Here is a 16758-nt window from a genome sequence, read left to right as displayed (position 1 = left end):
CGGTCGGATCAGATAGGGAGGTTTCGTAAAGACGTGATGCGCCCAATAGCGCATCGCCATTCCCTATGGCACTCCGCCAGCGTGCAAGTTCAAAGAACTCAGCTGTTGGCGATCCGGAACCCAACCTTGATGGTCACCTGGAAGTGCGCGGCCCGGCCATTTTCGATGTGGCCCCGGGTTTCCGTAACTTCGAACCATTCCAAGTGCTTGAGGCTCTTGCTGGCCTCGGCCAGGGCATTGTTGATGGCGTCTTCAATGCTGGTGGGAGACGAACCGACCAGCTCGACTTTTTTGTACGTGTGGTGATCACTCATGACGTTCTCCTTGGTTGTCTTAAACAGCCTAGCAGCGATTTTTCGCCTTACATGTGGCGCCGTTTACGCTTGGAAAGTTCAGATTTAGTGCACTTTCCCAAACGGTCGCAGTCCCAATCCACACACGCTACTCAACCACTGCAGGAGAGAGCCACCATGGCCAGCACTTCGTTACGCAAAGCCTCGTTGCAAAGCATGGAAGCGGAGATCGAGAGTCTGCTCAAGTCGTTGGAAAGCCTGAAGGACGACGCGTCGGACGAGTCGCGTAGGACGCTCAAGTCGCTTAAGGCAAATGCCGAAAGCGCACTGAAACATTCTCGGCATCTGCTCAGCGATGCGTATGAAGAGGTGAAGGTGAAAACCCGCGAAACCGGGATCGCCACGCGCGACTACGCTCAGGAACATCCATGGACCACCGCTGGCGTTGCCGTTGGCGCACTGGGTCTGTTGGCCGCTTACTTGTTGTGCAAGCGCGGTAACTAGTTCGATGGGTTCAGCTCATGCCTGAGCCACTGCGCCAATTGCCGGGCGCGCCCGTCTGCGGCGCGCTTGGGCAACCATAGCGCCAGTCGTGCGGGGGTTTCACCGAACCCCCATGGCGCGACCAGGCGACCAGCCCGCAAGTCCTCGGTCACCAGGGGCTCGGGAGCGATCGCCACGCCAAGCCCGGCCACGGCCGCCTCCAGCAAATAATACAAATGCTCGAAACCTTGCCCCAACTTCAGTGCTTGGGGTTCCAGGGCATTTTGCCGTGCCCAAGTGGGCCAGGCCTGGGGGCGTGAGGTGGTGTGCAACAGCGGTTCGCCCAGCAGCGCAGTGGCGGATGCATTGCACAAGCGGGTAAAGCCCACGTAGTGAGGGCTCATCACCGGCCCGATCCGCTCGTTGGCCAGTTCATACACATGCATGTCTGCCGGCCAGGGTGGTTCGGCGAATACCAGTAGGGCGTCCAGCCCTGGGCGCCTCGGGTCGAGGTCGCCCTCACCTGCGGACAGGTGCAGGCGCAAATCAGGCAGATCGGCATTGAGCCTGCCCAGGCGGGGGATGAACCAACGCGCCAACAAGCTTCCCGAGCAGCCCAACACGAACGGGGCGTCCGCTGTGCTTTGGGTCAGCTCGGCGCAAACGGTGCGCAGGCGCTCGAACGCATCGGCGCTGGCGTCACGCAGGCGCAGTCCCGCATCTGTGAGTTTCAGGCCTCGCCCATCCTTGACGAACAGGCTGATCCCCAAGTGCTCTTCCAGCACTTTGAGTTGTCGACTAACCGCGCCGTGGGTGACGTGCAGCTGTTCCGCCGCCTGGCTTACGCTGTTCAGGCGGGCAGTGGCCTCGAAGGCACGCAGGGCGTTGAGCGGTGGCAGATCGTGGCTCATGGCATTTGTGAGTTTTTCTGACAGGTTGCGGCGATCTTATCGGTTTTCAGAGCGATATGTCAGGGGTAGAGTGGGCTCATTGTTTTTTCTACGCATTCGCCTGGAGCGCCCGATGACCCAGCCTACGACCCCTTTCAACCTGCGCAGCGGTCCCGATGCCAACGGCCTGTTTGGCGCGTTCGGCGGCCGTTATGTCGCGGAAACGCTGATGCCGCTGATCCTTGATCTGGCCCGTGAATACGAAACGGCAAAGGAAGATCCTGCGTTCATCGAGGAATTGGCCTACTTCCAACGGGACTATGTGGGTCGTCCAAGCCCGCTGTATTTCGCCGAGCGCCTGACGGAGTTCTGCGGCGGCGCGAAGATCTACCTCAAGCGTGAAGAACTGAATCACACGGGCGCGCACAAGATCAACAACTGCATCGGCCAGATCCTGCTGGCGCGGCGCATGGGCAAGAAACGCATCATCGCCGAGACCGGCGCCGGCATGCATGGGGTGGCCACTGCCACCGTGGCCGCTCGTTTTGGCCTGGACTGCGTAATCTATATGGGCACCACCGACATCGAGCGCCAGCAGGCCAACGTGTTTCGGATGAAGCTGCTTGGCGCCGAAGTCATCCCCGTGATCGCCGGTACCGGCACACTCAAGGATGCGATGAACGAGGCGCTGCGTGACTGGGTGACCAACGTCGACAGCACGTTTTACTTGATCGGCACTGTAGCCGGCCCGCACCCCTATCCAGAGATGGTCCGCGACTTCCAAGCCGTGATCGGCAAGGAAACCCGTGACCAGCTGCAAGCCCAGGAGGGTCGTCTGCCGGACAGCCTGGTGGCGTGCATCGGCGGTGGCTCCAATGCCATGGGCCTGTTTCACCCATTCCTCGATGACAAGAGCGTTGAAATCATTGGAGTCGAAGCGGCGGGCTACGGCATCGAGACCGGCAAGCATGCGGCGAGCCTGAACGGTGGGGTTCCAGGCGTGCTGCACGGTAATCGTACCTTCCTGTTGCAGGATGAGGACGGCCAGATCATCGACGCGCATTCGATCTCTGCTGGCCTCGACTACCCCGGCATTGGCCCTGAACACGCCTGGTTGCATGACATTGGCCGCGTCCAATACACCTCCATCACCGATGCCGAAGCTTTGGAAGCGTTCCATAAATGCTGCCGCCTGGAAGGGATTATTCCTGCCTTGGAGAGTGCCCATGCCTTGGCTGAAGTGTTCAAGCGCGCACCAAACCTGCCCAAGGATCACCTGATGGTGGTCAACCTGTCCGGCCGTGGCGATAAAGACATGCAAACCGTGATGCACCACATGGAACAGTCCCAGCAGGAGAAACACTGATGAGCCGCCTGCAAACCCGTTTTGCCGAACTCAAAACACAGAACCGTGCCGCCCTGGTGACGTTTGTCACGGCTGGCGATCCGGGCTACGACACGTCGCTGGCGATCCTCAAGGGCCTGCCTGCCGCCGGCGCCGATGTTATTGAGTTGGGCATGCCGTTCACCGATCCGATGGCCGACGGCCCGGCAATCCAATTGGCGAACATTCGTGCCTTGGGCGCCCAGCAGAACCTTGCGAAAACCCTGCAGATGGTTCGGGAGTTCCGCAAGGACAATACCGAGACGCCGCTGGTGCTGATGGGGTACTTCAACCCGATCCATCGTTATGGCGTGCAGCGTTTCATCGGCGAAGCGCTGGATAGCGGTGTCGATGGCCTGATCGTCGTGGACATGCCGCCCGAGCACAACAGCGAACTGTGCGAGCCGGCCCAGGCTGCCGGCCTGGATTTCATCCGTCTGACAACGCCAACCACCGATGATGTGCGTTTGCCGACCGTGCTCAACGGCAGCTCGGGGTTCGTTTATTACGTGTCGGTCGCGGGTGTGACCGGTGCCGGTGCCGCGACGCTGGAGCATGTAGAAGAAGCGGTGGCGCGTCTGCGTCGGCATACCGATCTGCCGATCAGCATTGGCTTCGGTATTCGCACCCCGGAACAGGCGGCAGCCATCGCCCGGTTGGCCGACGGCGTAGTGGTCGGCTCCGCGCTGATCGACCATATCGCCAGCGCCGATACGTCGGAACAGGCGATTGATGGTGTGTTGAGCTTGTGCGCGGCCTTGGCTGATGGTGTACGTAAGGCGCGTCTTGGCTGATTTGGCTCGCGCCAATGAAAAAGGGGTTCGGAACTGGGTTCCGAACCCCTTTTTGTTATCGCTTCAAGGCTTGGCAGTCACGGCAACTCCAACCCACCTGCGGCTTTGTGCAGCTTGCGCAGATGTTCGCCGATCTCCTTCACATTGGCCTCGCTCGCGGCGATTTCAGCAGCGCGGCTCGGTTCAAGCAATGCCCTGACTTCCTTATCCAAGTCGCCGGTCAGCGTTTGAAGCTGTTTCTGGCGCAGGCTGCTTTCCGATTCCAATCGCTGCCATTCGCTGGGTTGTGGCAATCCGTAGCCGCTGCTGCCCAGCAGTTCGGCTGGACGGCTCAGGAAGCCGCTATTGGCGAGAATCTGTTGCAACGTCGCGTTGGCTCTCTCCATGCCACCGTTTTGAAGCTCACGCGCGCCAAGGTAGCGCTGTTTGACTTCATCCTGGGCGAGCAGCAATTGCCGACGGAAACTGGCCTGTTCCAGCAATAGCAATGCCGCGCTGGTGCGCAGGTCGGCCTGTTCAAACCAAACGCGGCGTTCGGCAGCGTCCAGCGCGAGCCAGTCTTCGACGGTTTGTTGCCGTATCGGCAGGCGTTTTTTCAGAACGTCGAACATGGCTTGGTAGCGTTCGCGGAATGAGTCGAAGCGGTAACCCAGGCGCAAGGCTTCCTTGGGATCATCCAGCACACTGGTGTCGGCCAAGCCACGGCCCTTGAGCACTTCCAGCAGACCGTTGGGCATGATGCTGTCCAGGCCCTTGAGCTGTTCGTTATTACTGCCGCTGCGCAGCAGCTTCAAGCTTTCTACCGCGCAATTATTGGAGAGGAAGTAATAGTTGCCGTCATAGCTCCAATGCATTTCGGCGGCGTGTTCGACCGTTTCTTCGATTTCGGTGCGCGACAGCTTGAGGGGCACCGACGCCAGGCTGCGCAGTTCGGTCTTGGTGTACTCATCGATGACCTGGGCCAACGGCAGTACGAACAGACGCGACGGGTATTTGCCCACCAGGCCATCCCAACTCGACAGTTGAACGTCGCCTACGAAGGCGCGGTACGACAGCACCAGGTGTTGGTCCAGATCCAATCGGCAATCTGGCCCACGTGGACGGCCCGGTGCGCATATCACCAGGCGGAGCATGCTATGGCCCCAACGGCTGACCCAGTTCTGGTTGGCTTCAGCCAACAGGTAGTCGATGGCATAGACGCGTTCCGGATCGACCTTGCCCAGTGGTGTCTTGGCAAAATCATTGCCGGCATTGAGAAAGGCGAACGACGTGGAGCAGGTGTCCTTGGCGGCGGGCGCCCAGCCAAAGTGCTCACGGTAATAGCGATACAGCGCGGGACGTCGGCAGGCGTAGCTTGGATCGAGGAGGAAATACTCCATATTGACCGCGACGAACTCCTTGGGACTGCTTGTCTCATAGAGGTCCGGGCTGCGGGCAACCTGACGGTTGTGCTGCTCGCGTTCGCCGCGACGGCCCACATATTGCGGCCAGCCGGCGAGATCCAGCAGGCGAGGATCATCGCTGAGCGTGAAGCGCCGGTCGTTCTGGCCTCTGCACTCATCCGTCATGCCGATCAGCCCGGCGCTGCTGTTACGCCGAGTACAGCGTTGGATCAGCACACGTTCGGCATTTGGCCAAAGGCGCGAGCGGTCATAGATATGAGTCAGTTCGTGCAGCACGGTAGCGAGCATTTCGCGCCGCACGGTGCCGTGGGGGCGCAAGGTCTTTTGCTTGGCGGCGCTGCCATCGGTGAGGCTGTCCAGCAGGTTCCGGTTCAAGTCCAACTGCGACACCAGTGAAGCCTGGCCGTAGGCGTTTGCGGGCATCCGATCGGTCCAGCCGACATCGATGCGCCGGTCCAGTCGCTCGATGAAGCGTGGCGGCAATGCCTGCATGGCTTCATCGAGCAGTGCCTGGCTGGCCTGTTGTTGTGCCGGGCTCAAGCCATCGCTATTGAGATGTAACTGGAGACCGGCCTGGGCTGTGCCGCTCAGAAGCAGCACAACCCCGGCAGTCAGCCAGGCGGCCAGCCGCCTCACAATGCGAGGATAGCTTCGGCGAGAACCTGGTCGCTGGCGTCGCGGGCTTCCGGTACGCGGGTACGCAATGTCTGGAAGGCCGCTTCGAGATGAGCGCCACGAATCTCGCCGTTGCTGGCGACGAAGCTGGCAGCGTCATCGTGAGCTTCGCGGACAATCTTTGAGTCACGAATGGATGTGGTGGTGTCAGAGGTGAAATCAATCGAACGCTGGGAGGCGCGAACGATGATGTTACTGGTGGCTACCAGGGTATGTGCCTGGGCCACATCGGCCAACACCAGCAGGCCAAGGGCGGCAGCAATCAGCGGGCTACGCATGGAACGACTCCGGAGAATTAAAGATAGTTATTGGACGAGAATTGCCTGTGCCAGTTCAAGGTCGCTGGCGTGAAGTTTCGGCTGGTTCCGGCGCAGGTAGTCCAGGGCCGACTCCAATTGCGCACCTCGGAATTGTCCTTCGCTGGCAATGAACGCGGCGGCGTCATCACGAGCGGCGACGACCCGTTTATTGTCGAAGGGTGCGGAGGTCACCAGGCTCGTAGCGTAGCCACTGGCGACCACTTGTTGGGTGGACACATCGAAGGCATGGGCCGGGACAGACCAGCAAAAAACTGTGAATAAACAGGCGCTGTAAAGTTTTGAGTAAAAACGCATGGGACTCGACGGTTGTTGGCGAGCTTGAAGGCTAGCGCAAACCTGCGGGCCAGGGCCAGCGCGGAAACATCGGAGCACCCTTGGGTGCCCAATGTTTCATGTTGCATCAGATTACCAGGATGGCCTGTGCAAGCTGCGCATCGGTGGCGTTGAGCTGCGGTGCCTGCTGGCGGATGTAATCCAATGCACTCTCCAGTTTCACACCGCGGATAGCGCCTTCGCTGGCCACGAAGCTGGCGGCGTCGTCACGTGCGGCTTGAACGATTTTATTGTCACGCAGTGATGAGGTTGCATCGGAGGTTACGTCGGACGTGGCCTTGAGGGCGCCGACAATGGAGTCGGTGGTGACGATGAAGCTGCTGGCGTTGGACTGAGCAGCTACGGCCAACAGCGCTACTGCGCTGAGCAGGCGAAGACGGGACATGATGGAGCTCCTTGTATATGAGGTGATACCGGTGCCTGTAGCTGGAAGGGGAGACACATGCTCGACTCGCTTCGCCACGGTTGCATCAATATTAGGACAGATCGCGTTTGCTTACAGCTTTGCAATGGTCCTTGGCTCGTCCCAAGGCAAGATAATCCCCATCCAACAAACTGTACTGGTGCCTGAATAGTTTTTTTATAACTGTTCTACTTCCCGGTCTCAGACCGGTTCAGGCTCGAAAACGACAAGACCCGTCGCGGTTTCCCACGACGGGTCTTGTTTATTCAATTCGGTGCTGGCGATGGACCCGATGGGTCAGGGCCAGCGACGCTGAATTAGCGCCAGAACGGCTTGCTCAGCTCTTCGTAGCGCTGTGCTTCGCTGATACCGGCATCTGCCAGCAGGCGCGAATCCAGACGGGCCAATTGATGGCGGCTGGCAATGCGGCGCTGCCACAGCATCAGGTTAGCGATAACGCGAAGAGGCATGGAAGCCTGGTTTTTTTCAGCTTTGTCTTCGAAAAACAGCTCGGAACTGAGTGTACGTTCCATGGTTGACATCCTTCCGCTTGTGGCGGGATTAGGTAGTGGTTTAACTGGTGCTCATGATCCTCCCGTTTGGCCAGTCCCTGTAGATACAGTTCATCTGTATTGTAAGAGACCAGTTAACTGTTAAAGGGCGGTGTACTGGTCAATCTTGAGGCAACTGTATCTATCGGCACTAAATTGGTGCGTTATTCAGTGCCTGGCTGTGTTTTGTGGGATATGACTGTAAGAAATCACCGGTACAGAAGTACAGTTTCTGCAAAGAATTTGCCGAGCCCTTTGGATTTATGAAACTGTTTTAGTCCTAACGGTGATCCAGCTGTATCAAACCGCAAGCATGCGTCCGGTTGCTTCCAGGTTCATGTGCCAGCTGAGTGCGTCCCGCAAAATATGCGGCGTATGTCCGCCCAAGGCGCTTGCCGCCTGGAAATACTCGTTCAATGCCTGGCGATAGGATGGATGCACGCAGTTTTCGATGATCGCCCGCGCCCGTTCGCGTGGCGCCAAGCCCCGCAAGTCAGCCAGTCCAATCTCGGTCACCAGGATGTCGACATCATGCTCGGTATGGTCCACATGGCTAACCATCGGAACGACGCTGGAAATGGCGCCGCCCTTGGCAATGGACTTGGTCACGAAAATAGCCAAGTGTGCGTTCCTGGCAAAATCCCCCGAACCCCCAATGCCATTCATCATTCGCGTGCCGCATACGTGAGTCGAGTTGACGTTGCCATACAGGTCGAATTCCAGCGCCGTGTTGATGCCGATGATGCCCAGGCGTCGCACTACCTCCGGATGGTTGGAGATCTCCTGCGGGCGCAGCACCAGTTTGTCCTTGTATTTCGCCAGATTCCCAAAGACATCCGTGTTGCGCCGAGCGGACAACGTAATGGAGCTGCCAGAGGCGAAACTCAGCTTGCCGGCATCGATGAGGTCGAATGTGGAGTCCTGCAATACCTCGGAATACATGGTCAGTTCTTCAAACGGAGAGTCGATCAATCCGCACATCACTGCGTTGGCAATGCTGCCGATGCCGGCCTGCAGAGGGCCAAGCTTGTTGGTCATGCGCCCGGCCGCGACTTCTTGCTTGAAAAAGCTGATCAGATGGTCGGCGATGGCCTGGGTGTCGTCATCCGGCGGCAAGACCGTCGAAGGGGAATCTGATTGTTGTGAGATGACAATGGCGGCGATTTTGTCCGGTGGGATCGGGATGGCGGTGCTGCCGATACGGTCGTCAACCTTCACCAGGGGGATCGGCAGGCGAGTTGGACGATAGCTGGGGATGTAAATGTCGTGCAGGCCTTCCAAATCTGGATTATGGGCCAGGTTGATCTCCACGATCACTTGCTTGGCGAAGATTGCAAAGCTGGCGGAGTTACCTACCGACGTGGTCGGCACGATATGACCTTGCTCGGTGATCGCCACCGCTTCGATCACTGCAATATCTGGCAACGTGAGCTGGGCGTTACGCATCTGTTCGACGGTTTCCGAAAGATGCTGGTCGATGAACATCACCTCGCCTGCGTTGATGGCCTTGCGTAGGGTGCTGTCCACCTGGAAGGGCATGCGTCGTGCCAGTACGCCAGCTTCGGTGAGCTGCTTATCCAGATCGTTGCCCAGGCTTGCTCCGGTCATCAGGCTGATTTTCAGCGGCGTGACCTTGGCGCGTTCGGCCAGTGCGTGCGGCACGGCCTTCGCTTCTCCGGCGCGGGTAAAGCCGCTCATGCCGACGGTCATTCCGTCTTCAATGAGCAAGGCTGCCTCGGCAGCGCTCATCACTTTATTCAACAACGAAGGCAGGCGGATACGATCACGGTACATGAATGGTTTCTCGGGCTGGAAGCTGGATGCGCAGTCTAGAGAATTCGCGCCGAGCCCGACCCGCTACAAAAGTCGCATTTAAGGCCTCTATTACGGGCGTTTCAGGCAAAACATCATTACCGGATCGGTAACGCTTTGCCTTGATACAAATCAAAACGCCCCGACAAGTCGGGGCGTTTTGATAAACAGCTGACGCTTATTCCACTGCTTTGACCATGTCTTCGATGATCTTCTTGGCGTCGCCGAACACCATCATGGTCTTGTCGAGATAGAACAGCTCGTTGTCCAGGCCGGCATAACCGCTGGCCATCGAGCGCTTGTTGACAATGATGGTCTTGGCCTTGAACGCCTCGAGAATCGGCATGCCGGCAATCGGCGACTTCGGATCGTTCTTCGCCGCCGGGTTGACCACGTCGTTGGCGCCCAGCACCAACACCACGTCGGCCTGGCCGAACTCGGAGTTGATGTCTTCCATCTCGAATACCTGGTCGTAAGGCACTTCGGCCTCGGCCAGCAGGACGTTCATGTGGCCGGGCATACGACCGGCAACCGGGTGGATTGCGTATTTCACCGTCACGCCGTGGTGGGTCAGCTTCTCGGTCAGTTCTTTCAACGCGTGCTGCGCCCGGGCGACCGCCAAGCCATAGCCTGGAACGATGATCACCGTATCGGCGTTGGTCAGCAGGAAAGTCGCGTCGTCAGCCGAGCCGGATTTCACTGGGCGGGCTTCTTTGGAGCCTGCCGGGCCAGCAGCATCTGCGGCGTTGCCGAAACCGCCGAGCAGTACGTTGAAGAACGAGCGGTTCATCGCCTTGCACATGATGTACGAGAGGATCGCGCCGCTCGAACCCACCAACGAGCCTGCAATAATCAGCATCGAGTTGTTCAGCGAGAAGCCGATGCCCGCTGCGGCCCAACCGGAATAGCTGTTGAGCATCGAGACCACCACCGGCATGTCCGCACCGCCGATCGGGATGATGATCAGCACGCCCAGGACAAACGCCAGGGCCAGCATCAAGGCGAATGCGCCGAGGTTGCCGGTGAACATGAAAGCCAGGCCCAAGCCCAGTGTGGCGAGGCCCAGGATCAGGTTGAGCTTGTGCTGACCGCCAAACTGCACCGGAGCGCCTTGGAACAGGCGGAACTTGTACTTGCCCGACAGCTTGCCGAAGGCGATCACCGAACCGGAGAACGTGATTGCGCCGATTGCCGCGCCAAGGAACAGCTCCAGACGGTTACCCGCCGGAATCGAATCCCCCAATTGCTTGACGATGCCCAGCGATTGCGGCTCGACGACAGCGGCGATGGCAATGAACACCGCCGCCAGGCCGATCATGCTGTGCATGAACGCCACCAGCTCCGGCATCTTGGTCATCTCGACACGCTTGGCCATGATCGAACCGGCGGTGCCGCCGATCAACAAGCCAACGATGACATAACCAATGCCGGCAGTCGCCAGCTCGGCTCCCAGTTTGTAGATAAGTCCGACGGTAGTAAGCACCGCCAATGCCATGCCGAGCATGCCGAACAGGTTGCCGCGACGGGAGGTGGTAGGGTGCGACAGGCCTTTGAGGGCTTGGATGAAGCAGATGGACGCAATCAGGTAGAGCGTCGTTACCAGGTTCATGCTCATTACTTGGGCGCCTCTTCTTTTACGGCTTTCGGGGCTTTTTTCTTGAACATCTCGAGCATGCGGCGCGTCACCAGGAAGCCACCGAACACGTTCACCGCTGCCAGGGCCACGGCGAGAGTACCCATGGTCTTGCCCAGAGGCGTTACGGTCAGGGCGGCGGCGAGCATCGCGCCGACGATCACGATGGCCGAAATGGCGTTGGTCACCGCCATCAGCGGCGTATGCAGCGCAGGCGTTACGTTCCAGACCACGTGGTAACCGACATAAATGGCCAGCACAAAGATGATCAGGTTGTAGATACCGGGGGAGATAAGCTCTTCCATTGTCTGAATCCCTGCTTAGGCGTTTTTGCGGATGACTTGGCCGTCGCGGCACATCAGGCACGCTGCGACGATGTCGTCTTCCAGGTTCACGTCGAACTGGCCTTCCTTGGTGAAGACCAGCTTCAGGAAGTCCAGCAGGTTACGGGCGTACAGCGCCGAGGCATCGGCCGCGACTTCGCCAGCCAGGTTGGTCGGGCCGACGATGGTGACGCCGTTCTCGACAACCACCTGGTCGGCCACGGTCAGCGGGCAATTGCCGCCCTGGGCTGCCGCGAGGTCGATGACCACCGAGCCGGGTTTCATTTGCGCGACGGTTTCGGCGCTTAGCAGCGTCGGTGCCTTGCGGCCCGGAATCAGTGCCGTGGTAATGACAATGTCAGCTTGTTTGGCGCGCTCGTGCACAGCCCATGCCTGACGCTGCATCCAGCTGGCAGGCATGGGCCGGGCGTAACCTCCAACGCCGACGGCGCATTCGCGCTCTTCGTCGGTTTCGTAAGGCACGTCGACGAACTTGGCGCCGAGGGATTCGATTTGTTCCTTTACCGCGGGCCGCACATCCGAAGCCTCGATCACAGCACCCAGGCGCTTGGCCGTGGCAATTGCCTGCAGCCCCGCCACACCGGCGCCAAGGATCAATACTCGCGCCGCTTTCACGGTGCCCGCCGCTGTCATCAGCATCGGCATGAAGCGTGGATAGTGATGGGCGGCCAGCAGCACGGCCTTATACCCGGCAATGTTCGCTTGAGACGACAACACATCCAGGCTTTGGGCCCGGGACGTGCGTGGGGCGGCCTCAAGGGCGAATGCGGTAATGCCGCGCTCGGCCAGCTTGGTAATGGTCTCGTTATTGAACGGATTGAGCATGCCCACCAGAACGCTGCCGCTCTTGATCAGCACCAGTTCGCTATCGCTGGGGGCGACCACCTTGAGGATCAGTTCGGCCCCGAACGCATCGCTGGCGCTGCCAATAGTTGCGCCCGCCGCTTCGTAAGCAGTGTCGACCACGCTGGCCTTGATACCGGCGCCACTTTGAACAGTAACCTTATGGCCTTGGCCGATGAGCTTCTTGATGGTTTCCGGGGTAGCAGCAACCCGTGTTTCACCCGTTTGGGTTTCGAGGGGAACACCAATGTGCACGTCAAATCTCCTGCGTGATCTTATTGAGTAAACCCAGGCACTTCGGATGGTGCGGCTGGGGCGGCCGATCAGCACGACCTCGCCTCTTCAGGCGGGGCGCGGCATTTTGCAGGCGAAAATTCTGCCCTTCAAGGGATTATGACGTGTGACGAAAAATTAACTACAAGTCACCCTGTGACCTAGTGTCGCAACCATCAGGTTCAATTGCCCGTGAAGCCTTGTTCTTCAAGGGATAGGCGGGGAATCGTCTTACTTTTTACATTGTCAAGGTGAATACGTAAGCATGCGTTGGAGAATGTGGCTCAAAGCCACGTATTTAGCCGGTTGTGGGACGATTGTACTTCTTCCATAACAGTTTGGTTTTATGCGACATAAGCTTATATCTGTAGCGATCCTAATAAACTGACTACGTAGTCAAGATCGTAATTTTGCATTGCTATTCAAGGAGATAGCCCTTGGCCTGGTTTACCAGCCAGTCGCGAAACGCCTGAAGCGAAGCAGATTTCACCTTTCGTTCGGGAATCATCAGGTAATACGCCTTGATGCTCGACAATGCGTTGCGATTGGCGATTACCAAACGACCCTCCGCCAGTTCGCGCTGGATCAGAAAAGGCGGGATCAACGCGATTCCCATGTCATGCATGGCTGCTTGGGCCAACATCGAGAATAGTTCATAACGCGGTCCTGTCAGGTCCCGTGCAATGTTCAGCTCCTGCGAGCTGAACCATTGGCGCCATGCATAGGGGCGGGTGGTCTGCTGAAGCAGTGGCAATTGAGCAATAGCCTCCGGTGTCAGCGCCTTTCGGTTTCCCAGTAATGCCGGGCTGCATACCGGCATCGGGTTTTCGCCCATCAACTTGTGGGATTCGGTACCGGACCAATCGGCATCGCCGAAATAGATGGCGGCATCAAAATCGGTGTCGGCAAAGAGGAAAGGGCGTGTTCGGTTGGTCAGGTTGACCGTAACTTCGGGGTGCTGCTTTTGAAAATCCTTCAGCCGTGGCAACAACCATTGCGTACCGAATGTTGGCACTACCGCCAGCTCGATGACGTTCGCGCCGGTATGGCCCATGACTGACAGAGTGTCACGCTCGACCGCGTCCAGCTGCATGGCAATTCGACGACTGTAGGAAAGCCCTGCTTCGGTCAGCTTTACGCCGCGCCTTGAACGTCGAAAGAGTTCCACGCTCAGAAACTCTTCCAGGCTGGCAACCTGTCGGCATATCGCGCCCTGTGTGAGCGAAAGCTCTTGCGCGGCCTTGGTAAAGCTTTCATGGCGGGCCGCGGCCTCGAAGCTGACCAGGGCGGCGGTGCTGGGAATCTTGCGGCGCATGTACGGAGACCTCACTCGTGAAGGGCATAAACGGCCTTTTCGCCTTTTACGGAGTGAGAAATTAGCACAACAACATGCGGAATCCTCGTTTGCTCTAGTAGGAAACCGCGCCTAGGATCAATCCACAAATTTTCATCTCATTGGCGAGGTTTCTCATGGCCGGTAAAGCGAGCTTCAACTGGATCGACCCACTGTTGTTGGATCAGCAGCTCACAGAAGAAGAGCGAATGATTCGTGACACCGCCGAACAATTTGCCCAGCAGAAGCTCGCGCCTCGAGTGCTGGAAGCGTTCCGTCATGAAAAGACCGACCCGGCGATTTTTCGTGAAATGGGCGAAGTGGGCCTGCTGGGGGCGACCATTCCCGAGCAATACGGTGGCAGCGGATTGAACTATGTCAGCTATGGCCTTATTGCCAGGGAAGTGGAGCGCGTCGATTCCGGCTATCGCTCGATGATGAGCGTGCAATCCTCGCTGGTCATGGTGCCCATCAATGAATTCGGGACCGAGGCGCAAAAACAGAAATATTTACCGAAGCTGGCTTCGGGCGAATGGATCGGCTGTTTCGGCCTGACTGAGCCAAACCACGGTTCCGACCCGGGCGCGATGATTACTCGCGCGCGGAAAGTGGAAGGCGGCTACAGCTTGACGGGTAGCAAGATGTGGATCACCAACAGCCCGATCGCTGATGTGTTTGTCGTCTGGGGCAAAGACGACGCTGGCGATATCCGCGGCTTCGTCCTGGAAAAAGGCTGGAAAGGCCTGAGTGCGCCGGCTATTCACGGCAAGGTCGGGCTGCGCGCGTCGATTACTGGCGAAATCGTCATGGACAATGTATTCGTTCCGGAGGAGAACATCTTTCCAGACGTCCGAGGCCTGAAGGGGCCGTTTACTTGCCTGAACTCGGCACGCTATGGCATCTCCTGGGGGGCGTTGGGGGCCGCTGAGTTTTGCTGGCACACCGCCCGTCAGTACACGCTTGATCGGCAACAGTTCGGACGCCCGTTGGCGGCAAATCAGTTGATCCAGAAGAAGCTGGCCGACATGCAGACGGAAATCACCCTCGCGCTGCAAGGCTGCTTGCGTCTGGGGCGCATGAAAGACGAGGGCTCGGCTGCGGTGGAGATTACCTCGATCATGAAGCGTAATTCTTGCGGTAAATCTCTGGATATCGCGCGCATGGCCCGAGACATGTTGGGCGGCAACGGTATATCCGACGAATTCGGCATTGCTCGTCACCTAGTGAACTTGGAAGTGGTGAATACCTACGAAGGCACCCATGATGTCCATGCGTTGATCCTGGGGCGCGCGCAAACCGGTATTCAGGCGTTCTATTAATAGGAGGCCGGCGATGGGCGCGCTTTCGCATCTGAGGGTATTGGATTTATCAAGGGTCCTGGCCGGGCCTTGGGCTGGGCAGATCCTGGCGGACCTGGGCGCGGATGTCATCAAGGTCGAGCGCCCTGGCAATGGTGATGATACGCGTGCGTGGGGCCCGCCCTTCCTTAAGGACGCTTACGGCGAGAACACGACCGAGGCGGCTTATTACCTAGCGGCCAATCGCAACAAGCAATCGGTCACGATCGATTTTACTCGCCCCGAGGGCCAGAAGCTGATCCGGGAGCTAGCGGCGAAGTCCGACATTCTGATCGAAAACTTCAAGGTGGGTGGACTCGCTGCCTATGGCCTGGATTACGACTCGATAAAGGCTATCAATCCGCAGTTGATCTATTGTTCGATCACCGGTTTTGGCCAGACGGGGCCATATGCCAAGCGCGCCGGGTATGACTTCATGATCCAAGGGCTGGGAGGCTTGATGAGCCTTACCGGTCGACCGGAAGGGGAAGAGGGAGCTGGGCCGGTGAAAGTCGGTGTTGCATTGACGGATATTCTGACCGGCTTGTATTCGACCGCTGCCATCCTGGCGGCGTTGGCTCATCGCGACCATGCCGGAGGTGGGCAGCATATCGATATGGCTTTGCTGGATGTTCAGGTGGCATGCCTGGCCAACCAGGCAATGAATTACCTGACCACAGGCAGTGCGCCGAAGCGGTTGGGAAATGCGCATCCCAATATCGTGCCTTACCAGGATTTTCCCACAGCTGATGGTGACTTCATCCTTACGGTGGGTAACGACGGTCAATTTCGAAAATTCGCCGAGGTCGCCGGCCAACCGCAGTGGGCCGATGATCCCCGGTTCGCGACGAACAAGATGCGAGTGGCGAACCGGGCGGCACTGATCCCGTTGATTCGCCAGGCGACGGTATTCAAGACGACTTCCGAGTGGGTGGTTCAGTTGGAGCAAGCCGGAGTGCCGTGTGGCCCTATCAACGATTTGGCCCAGGTGTTTGCCGATCCTCAGGTGCAGGCTCGCGGGTTGGCGATCGAGTTGCCCCACCTGTTGGCCGGTACAGTGCCGCAAGTAGCCAGCCCTATTCGCTTGTCCGATACGCCGATTGAATATAGAAACGCGCCTCCCTTATTAGGCGAACATACGATGGAGGTGTTGCAGCGGGTACTGGGGCTGGATACTGCAGCGATAGCGACCTTGCGGGACTCCGGCGTCCTGTAGCCTCCCTTCTATATAGAAGGGCGCTTGCGGTCATTTGGGTATCTGATTGATAGAAAACAAAATAAAGGGTTGACGGCAAATTCTGGATGTCTATAATTCGCCCCACTTCCGGCGCAATCGAAACGGAAAACTCCTTGAGTTTCAACGAGTTAACCAAGTTTCGGTAAGTGCTTCGCTTCAGTTCATCGAGGCGCGGAAGGAGTGGGTGGGCCGGTTTGTTGGGCGCTATCGACGGTTCGATCCTCTCGGTCGAAAGCGGTAAAAAAGAGGTGTTGACAGCAGCGGGTAACGCTGTAGAATTCGCCTCCCGCTAACGAGAGATCGAAAGCGCAAGTGGTTGAAGTTGTTAAGGATTTCCAAGCGAAACTTTGAAAACTTCTTAAAATAACCGCTTGACAGATACACGGGGCGCTGTAGAATGCGCGCCTCGGTTGAGAC

At 58.2% G+C, this 16758-nt stretch carries 17 protein-coding genes; 5 read left to right on the top strand and 12 right to left on the bottom strand.

What is annotated here, in order from left to right:
* Nucleotides 1–98: 98 nt before the first annotated feature.
* Entirely contained in the window at nucleotides 99–314 is a 216-nt protein-coding gene (locus tag ACLK1G_RS13905; protein ID WP_003177209.1) for a dodecin, read from the bottom strand.
* 156 nt (nucleotides 315–470) lie between these two features.
* Between ACLK1G_RS13905 and ACLK1G_RS13900 the strand changes: the two genes are divergently transcribed.
* Nucleotides 471–797, top strand: a complete 327-nt coding sequence (locus tag ACLK1G_RS13900; RefSeq protein ID WP_420765942.1) for an ElaB/YgaM/YqjD family protein — start codon at nucleotides 471–473, stop codon at nucleotides 795–797.
* Here the strand turns inward: ACLK1G_RS13900 and ACLK1G_RS13895 are convergent.
* A complete protein-coding gene (locus tag ACLK1G_RS13895; protein WP_420765941.1) occupies nucleotides 794–1687 on the bottom strand; it encodes a LysR family transcriptional regulator in 894 nt (297 codons plus the stop codon). The two genes, ACLK1G_RS13900 and ACLK1G_RS13895, sit on opposite strands and share 4 nt — an antisense overlap.
* A gap of 112 nt (nucleotides 1688–1799) precedes the next feature.
* Between ACLK1G_RS13895 and trpB the strand changes: the two genes are divergently transcribed.
* Together trpB and trpA are read left to right on the top strand one after the other, a co-directional pair.
* Entirely contained in the window at nucleotides 1800–3032 is a 1233-nt protein-coding gene (gene trpB / locus ACLK1G_RS13890) for a tryptophan synthase subunit beta (protein ID WP_420765940.1), read from the top strand.
* The gene (gene trpA / locus ACLK1G_RS13885) at nucleotides 3032–3844 is read left to right on the top strand and encodes a tryptophan synthase subunit alpha (RefSeq protein ID WP_420765939.1); all 813 of its coding nucleotides are present in this window, start codon (nucleotides 3032–3034) and stop codon (nucleotides 3842–3844) included. Before trpB ends, trpA begins: the two co-directional genes overlap by 1 nt.
* A 77-nt stretch (nucleotides 3845–3921) precedes the next feature.
* Here the strand turns inward: trpA and ACLK1G_RS13880 are convergent, their stop codons facing one another.
* From ACLK1G_RS13880 to ACLK1G_RS13835, 10 genes are all read right to left on the bottom strand, one after another.
* Entirely contained in the window at nucleotides 3922–5883 is a 1962-nt protein-coding gene (locus tag ACLK1G_RS13880; protein ID WP_420765938.1) for a DUF7844 domain-containing protein, read from the bottom strand.
* A complete protein-coding gene (locus ACLK1G_RS13875) occupies nucleotides 5880–6200 on the bottom strand; it encodes a DUF2388 domain-containing protein (RefSeq protein ID WP_420765937.1) in 321 nt (106 codons plus the stop codon). The genes ACLK1G_RS13880 and ACLK1G_RS13875 overlap by 4 nt, the downstream gene beginning before the upstream one ends.
* 27 nt (nucleotides 6201–6227) lie before the next feature.
* Nucleotides 6228–6536, bottom strand: a complete 309-nt coding sequence (locus ACLK1G_RS13870; protein WP_420765936.1) for a DUF2388 domain-containing protein — start codon at nucleotides 6534–6536, stop codon at nucleotides 6228–6230.
* A gap of 106 nt (nucleotides 6537–6642) precedes the next feature.
* Nucleotides 6643–6960 (bottom strand): DUF2388 domain-containing protein, encoded by a 318-nt coding sequence (locus ACLK1G_RS13865; protein WP_420765935.1) that lies wholly within the window; start codon nucleotides 6958–6960, stop codon nucleotides 6643–6645.
* 335 nt (nucleotides 6961–7295) lie between these two features.
* Complete coding sequence (locus tag ACLK1G_RS13860) at nucleotides 7296–7511, bottom strand: DUF1127 domain-containing protein (protein ID WP_181288343.1); 216 nt, start codon at nucleotides 7509–7511, stop codon at nucleotides 7296–7298.
* A 318-nt stretch (nucleotides 7512–7829) separates the two neighbouring features.
* Complete coding sequence (scpC, locus tag ACLK1G_RS13855) at nucleotides 7830–9323, bottom strand: succinyl-CoA:acetate CoA-transferase ScpC (RefSeq protein ID WP_420765934.1); 1494 nt, start codon at nucleotides 9321–9323, stop codon at nucleotides 7830–7832.
* A gap of 196 nt (nucleotides 9324–9519) precedes the next feature.
* Complete coding sequence (locus tag ACLK1G_RS13850) at nucleotides 9520–10956, bottom strand: NAD(P)(+) transhydrogenase (Re/Si-specific) subunit beta (protein WP_420765933.1); 1437 nt, start codon at nucleotides 10954–10956, stop codon at nucleotides 9520–9522.
* A complete protein-coding gene (locus tag ACLK1G_RS13845; RefSeq protein WP_003187010.1) occupies nucleotides 10956–11279 on the bottom strand; it encodes an NAD(P) transhydrogenase subunit alpha part 2 in 324 nt (107 codons plus the stop codon). Before ACLK1G_RS13845 ends, ACLK1G_RS13850 begins: the two co-directional genes overlap by 1 nt.
* Nucleotides 11280–11294: 15 nt before the next feature.
* The gene (locus ACLK1G_RS13840; protein WP_420765932.1) at nucleotides 11295–12416 is read right to left on the bottom strand and encodes a Re/Si-specific NAD(P)(+) transhydrogenase subunit alpha; all 1122 of its coding nucleotides are present in this window, start codon (nucleotides 12414–12416) and stop codon (nucleotides 11295–11297) included.
* Between the two features lie 436 nt (nucleotides 12417–12852).
* Nucleotides 12853–13749 (bottom strand): LysR family transcriptional regulator, encoded by an 897-nt coding sequence (locus ACLK1G_RS13835; protein WP_420765931.1) that lies wholly within the window; start codon nucleotides 13747–13749, stop codon nucleotides 12853–12855.
* 155 nt (nucleotides 13750–13904) lie between these two features.
* Here ACLK1G_RS13835 and ACLK1G_RS13830 point away from each other — a divergent pair, with 155 nt between their 5' ends.
* Together ACLK1G_RS13830 and ACLK1G_RS13825 are read left to right on the top strand one after the other, a co-directional pair.
* Nucleotides 13905–15086, top strand: a complete 1182-nt coding sequence (locus ACLK1G_RS13830) for an acyl-CoA dehydrogenase (protein WP_039593369.1) — start codon at nucleotides 13905–13907, stop codon at nucleotides 15084–15086.
* A 13-nt stretch (nucleotides 15087–15099) separates the two neighbouring features.
* A complete protein-coding gene (locus tag ACLK1G_RS13825; RefSeq protein ID WP_420765930.1) occupies nucleotides 15100–16320 on the top strand; it encodes a CaiB/BaiF CoA transferase family protein in 1221 nt (406 codons plus the stop codon).
* The last annotated feature ends 438 nt before the right edge of the window (nucleotides 16321–16758 follow it).

Origin of the sequence: Pseudomonas algeriensis (genome assembly GCF_048847255.1) — a bacterium.
In the GTDB taxonomy this organism is placed as follows: Bacteria; Pseudomonadota; Gammaproteobacteria; order Pseudomonadales; family Pseudomonadaceae; genus Aquipseudomonas.
Note: the sequence above shows the minus strand (reverse complement) of the source record. Positions and strands in the feature narration are given on the sequence as shown.

What these genes read in the sequence shown, in the direction of transcription:
- ACLK1G_RS13905 (WP_003177209.1), bottom strand. Translation starts at nt 314, where the DNA reads ATGAGTGATCACCACACGTACAAAAAAGTCGAGCTGGTCGGTTCGTCT.
- ACLK1G_RS13900 (WP_420765942.1), top strand. Translation starts at nt 471, where the DNA reads ATGGCCAGCACTTCGTTACGCAAAGCCTCGTTGCAAAGCATGGAAGCG.
- ACLK1G_RS13895 (WP_420765941.1), bottom strand. Translation starts at nt 1,687, where the DNA reads ATGAGCCACGATCTGCCACCGCTCAACGCCCTGCGTGCCTTCGAGGCC.
- trpB (WP_420765940.1), top strand. Translation starts at nt 1,800, where the DNA reads ATGACCCAGCCTACGACCCCTTTCAACCTGCGCAGCGGTCCCGATGCC.
- trpA (WP_420765939.1), top strand. Translation starts at nt 3,032, where the DNA reads ATGAGCCGCCTGCAAACCCGTTTTGCCGAACTCAAAACACAGAACCGT.
- ACLK1G_RS13875 (WP_420765937.1), bottom strand. Translation starts at nt 6,200, where the DNA reads ATGCGTAGCCCGCTGATTGCTGCCGCCCTTGGCCTGCTGGTGTTGGCC.
- ACLK1G_RS13870 (WP_420765936.1), bottom strand. Translation starts at nt 6,536, where the DNA reads ATGCGTTTTTACTCAAAACTTTACAGCGCCTGTTTATTCACAGTTTTT.
- ACLK1G_RS13865 (WP_420765935.1), bottom strand. Translation starts at nt 6,960, where the DNA reads ATGTCCCGTCTTCGCCTGCTCAGCGCAGTAGCGCTGTTGGCCGTAGCT.
- ACLK1G_RS13860 (WP_181288343.1), bottom strand. Translation starts at nt 7,511, where the DNA reads ATGGAACGTACACTCAGTTCCGAGCTGTTTTTCGAAGACAAAGCTGAA.
- scpC (WP_420765934.1), bottom strand. Translation starts at nt 9,323, where the DNA reads ATGTACCGTGATCGTATCCGCCTGCCTTCGTTGTTGAATAAAGTGATG.
- ACLK1G_RS13850 (WP_420765933.1), bottom strand. Translation starts at nt 10,956, where the DNA reads ATGAGCATGAACCTGGTAACGACGCTCTACCTGATTGCGTCCATCTGC.
- ACLK1G_RS13845 (WP_003187010.1), bottom strand. Translation starts at nt 11,279, where the DNA reads ATGGAAGAGCTTATCTCCCCCGGTATCTACAACCTGATCATCTTTGTG.
- ACLK1G_RS13835 (WP_420765931.1), bottom strand. Translation starts at nt 13,749, where the DNA reads ATGCGCCGCAAGATTCCCAGCACCGCCGCCCTGGTCAGCTTCGAGGCC.
- ACLK1G_RS13830 (WP_039593369.1), top strand. Translation starts at nt 13,905, where the DNA reads ATGGCCGGTAAAGCGAGCTTCAACTGGATCGACCCACTGTTGTTGGAT.
- ACLK1G_RS13825 (WP_420765930.1), top strand. Translation starts at nt 15,100, where the DNA reads ATGGGCGCGCTTTCGCATCTGAGGGTATTGGATTTATCAAGGGTCCTG.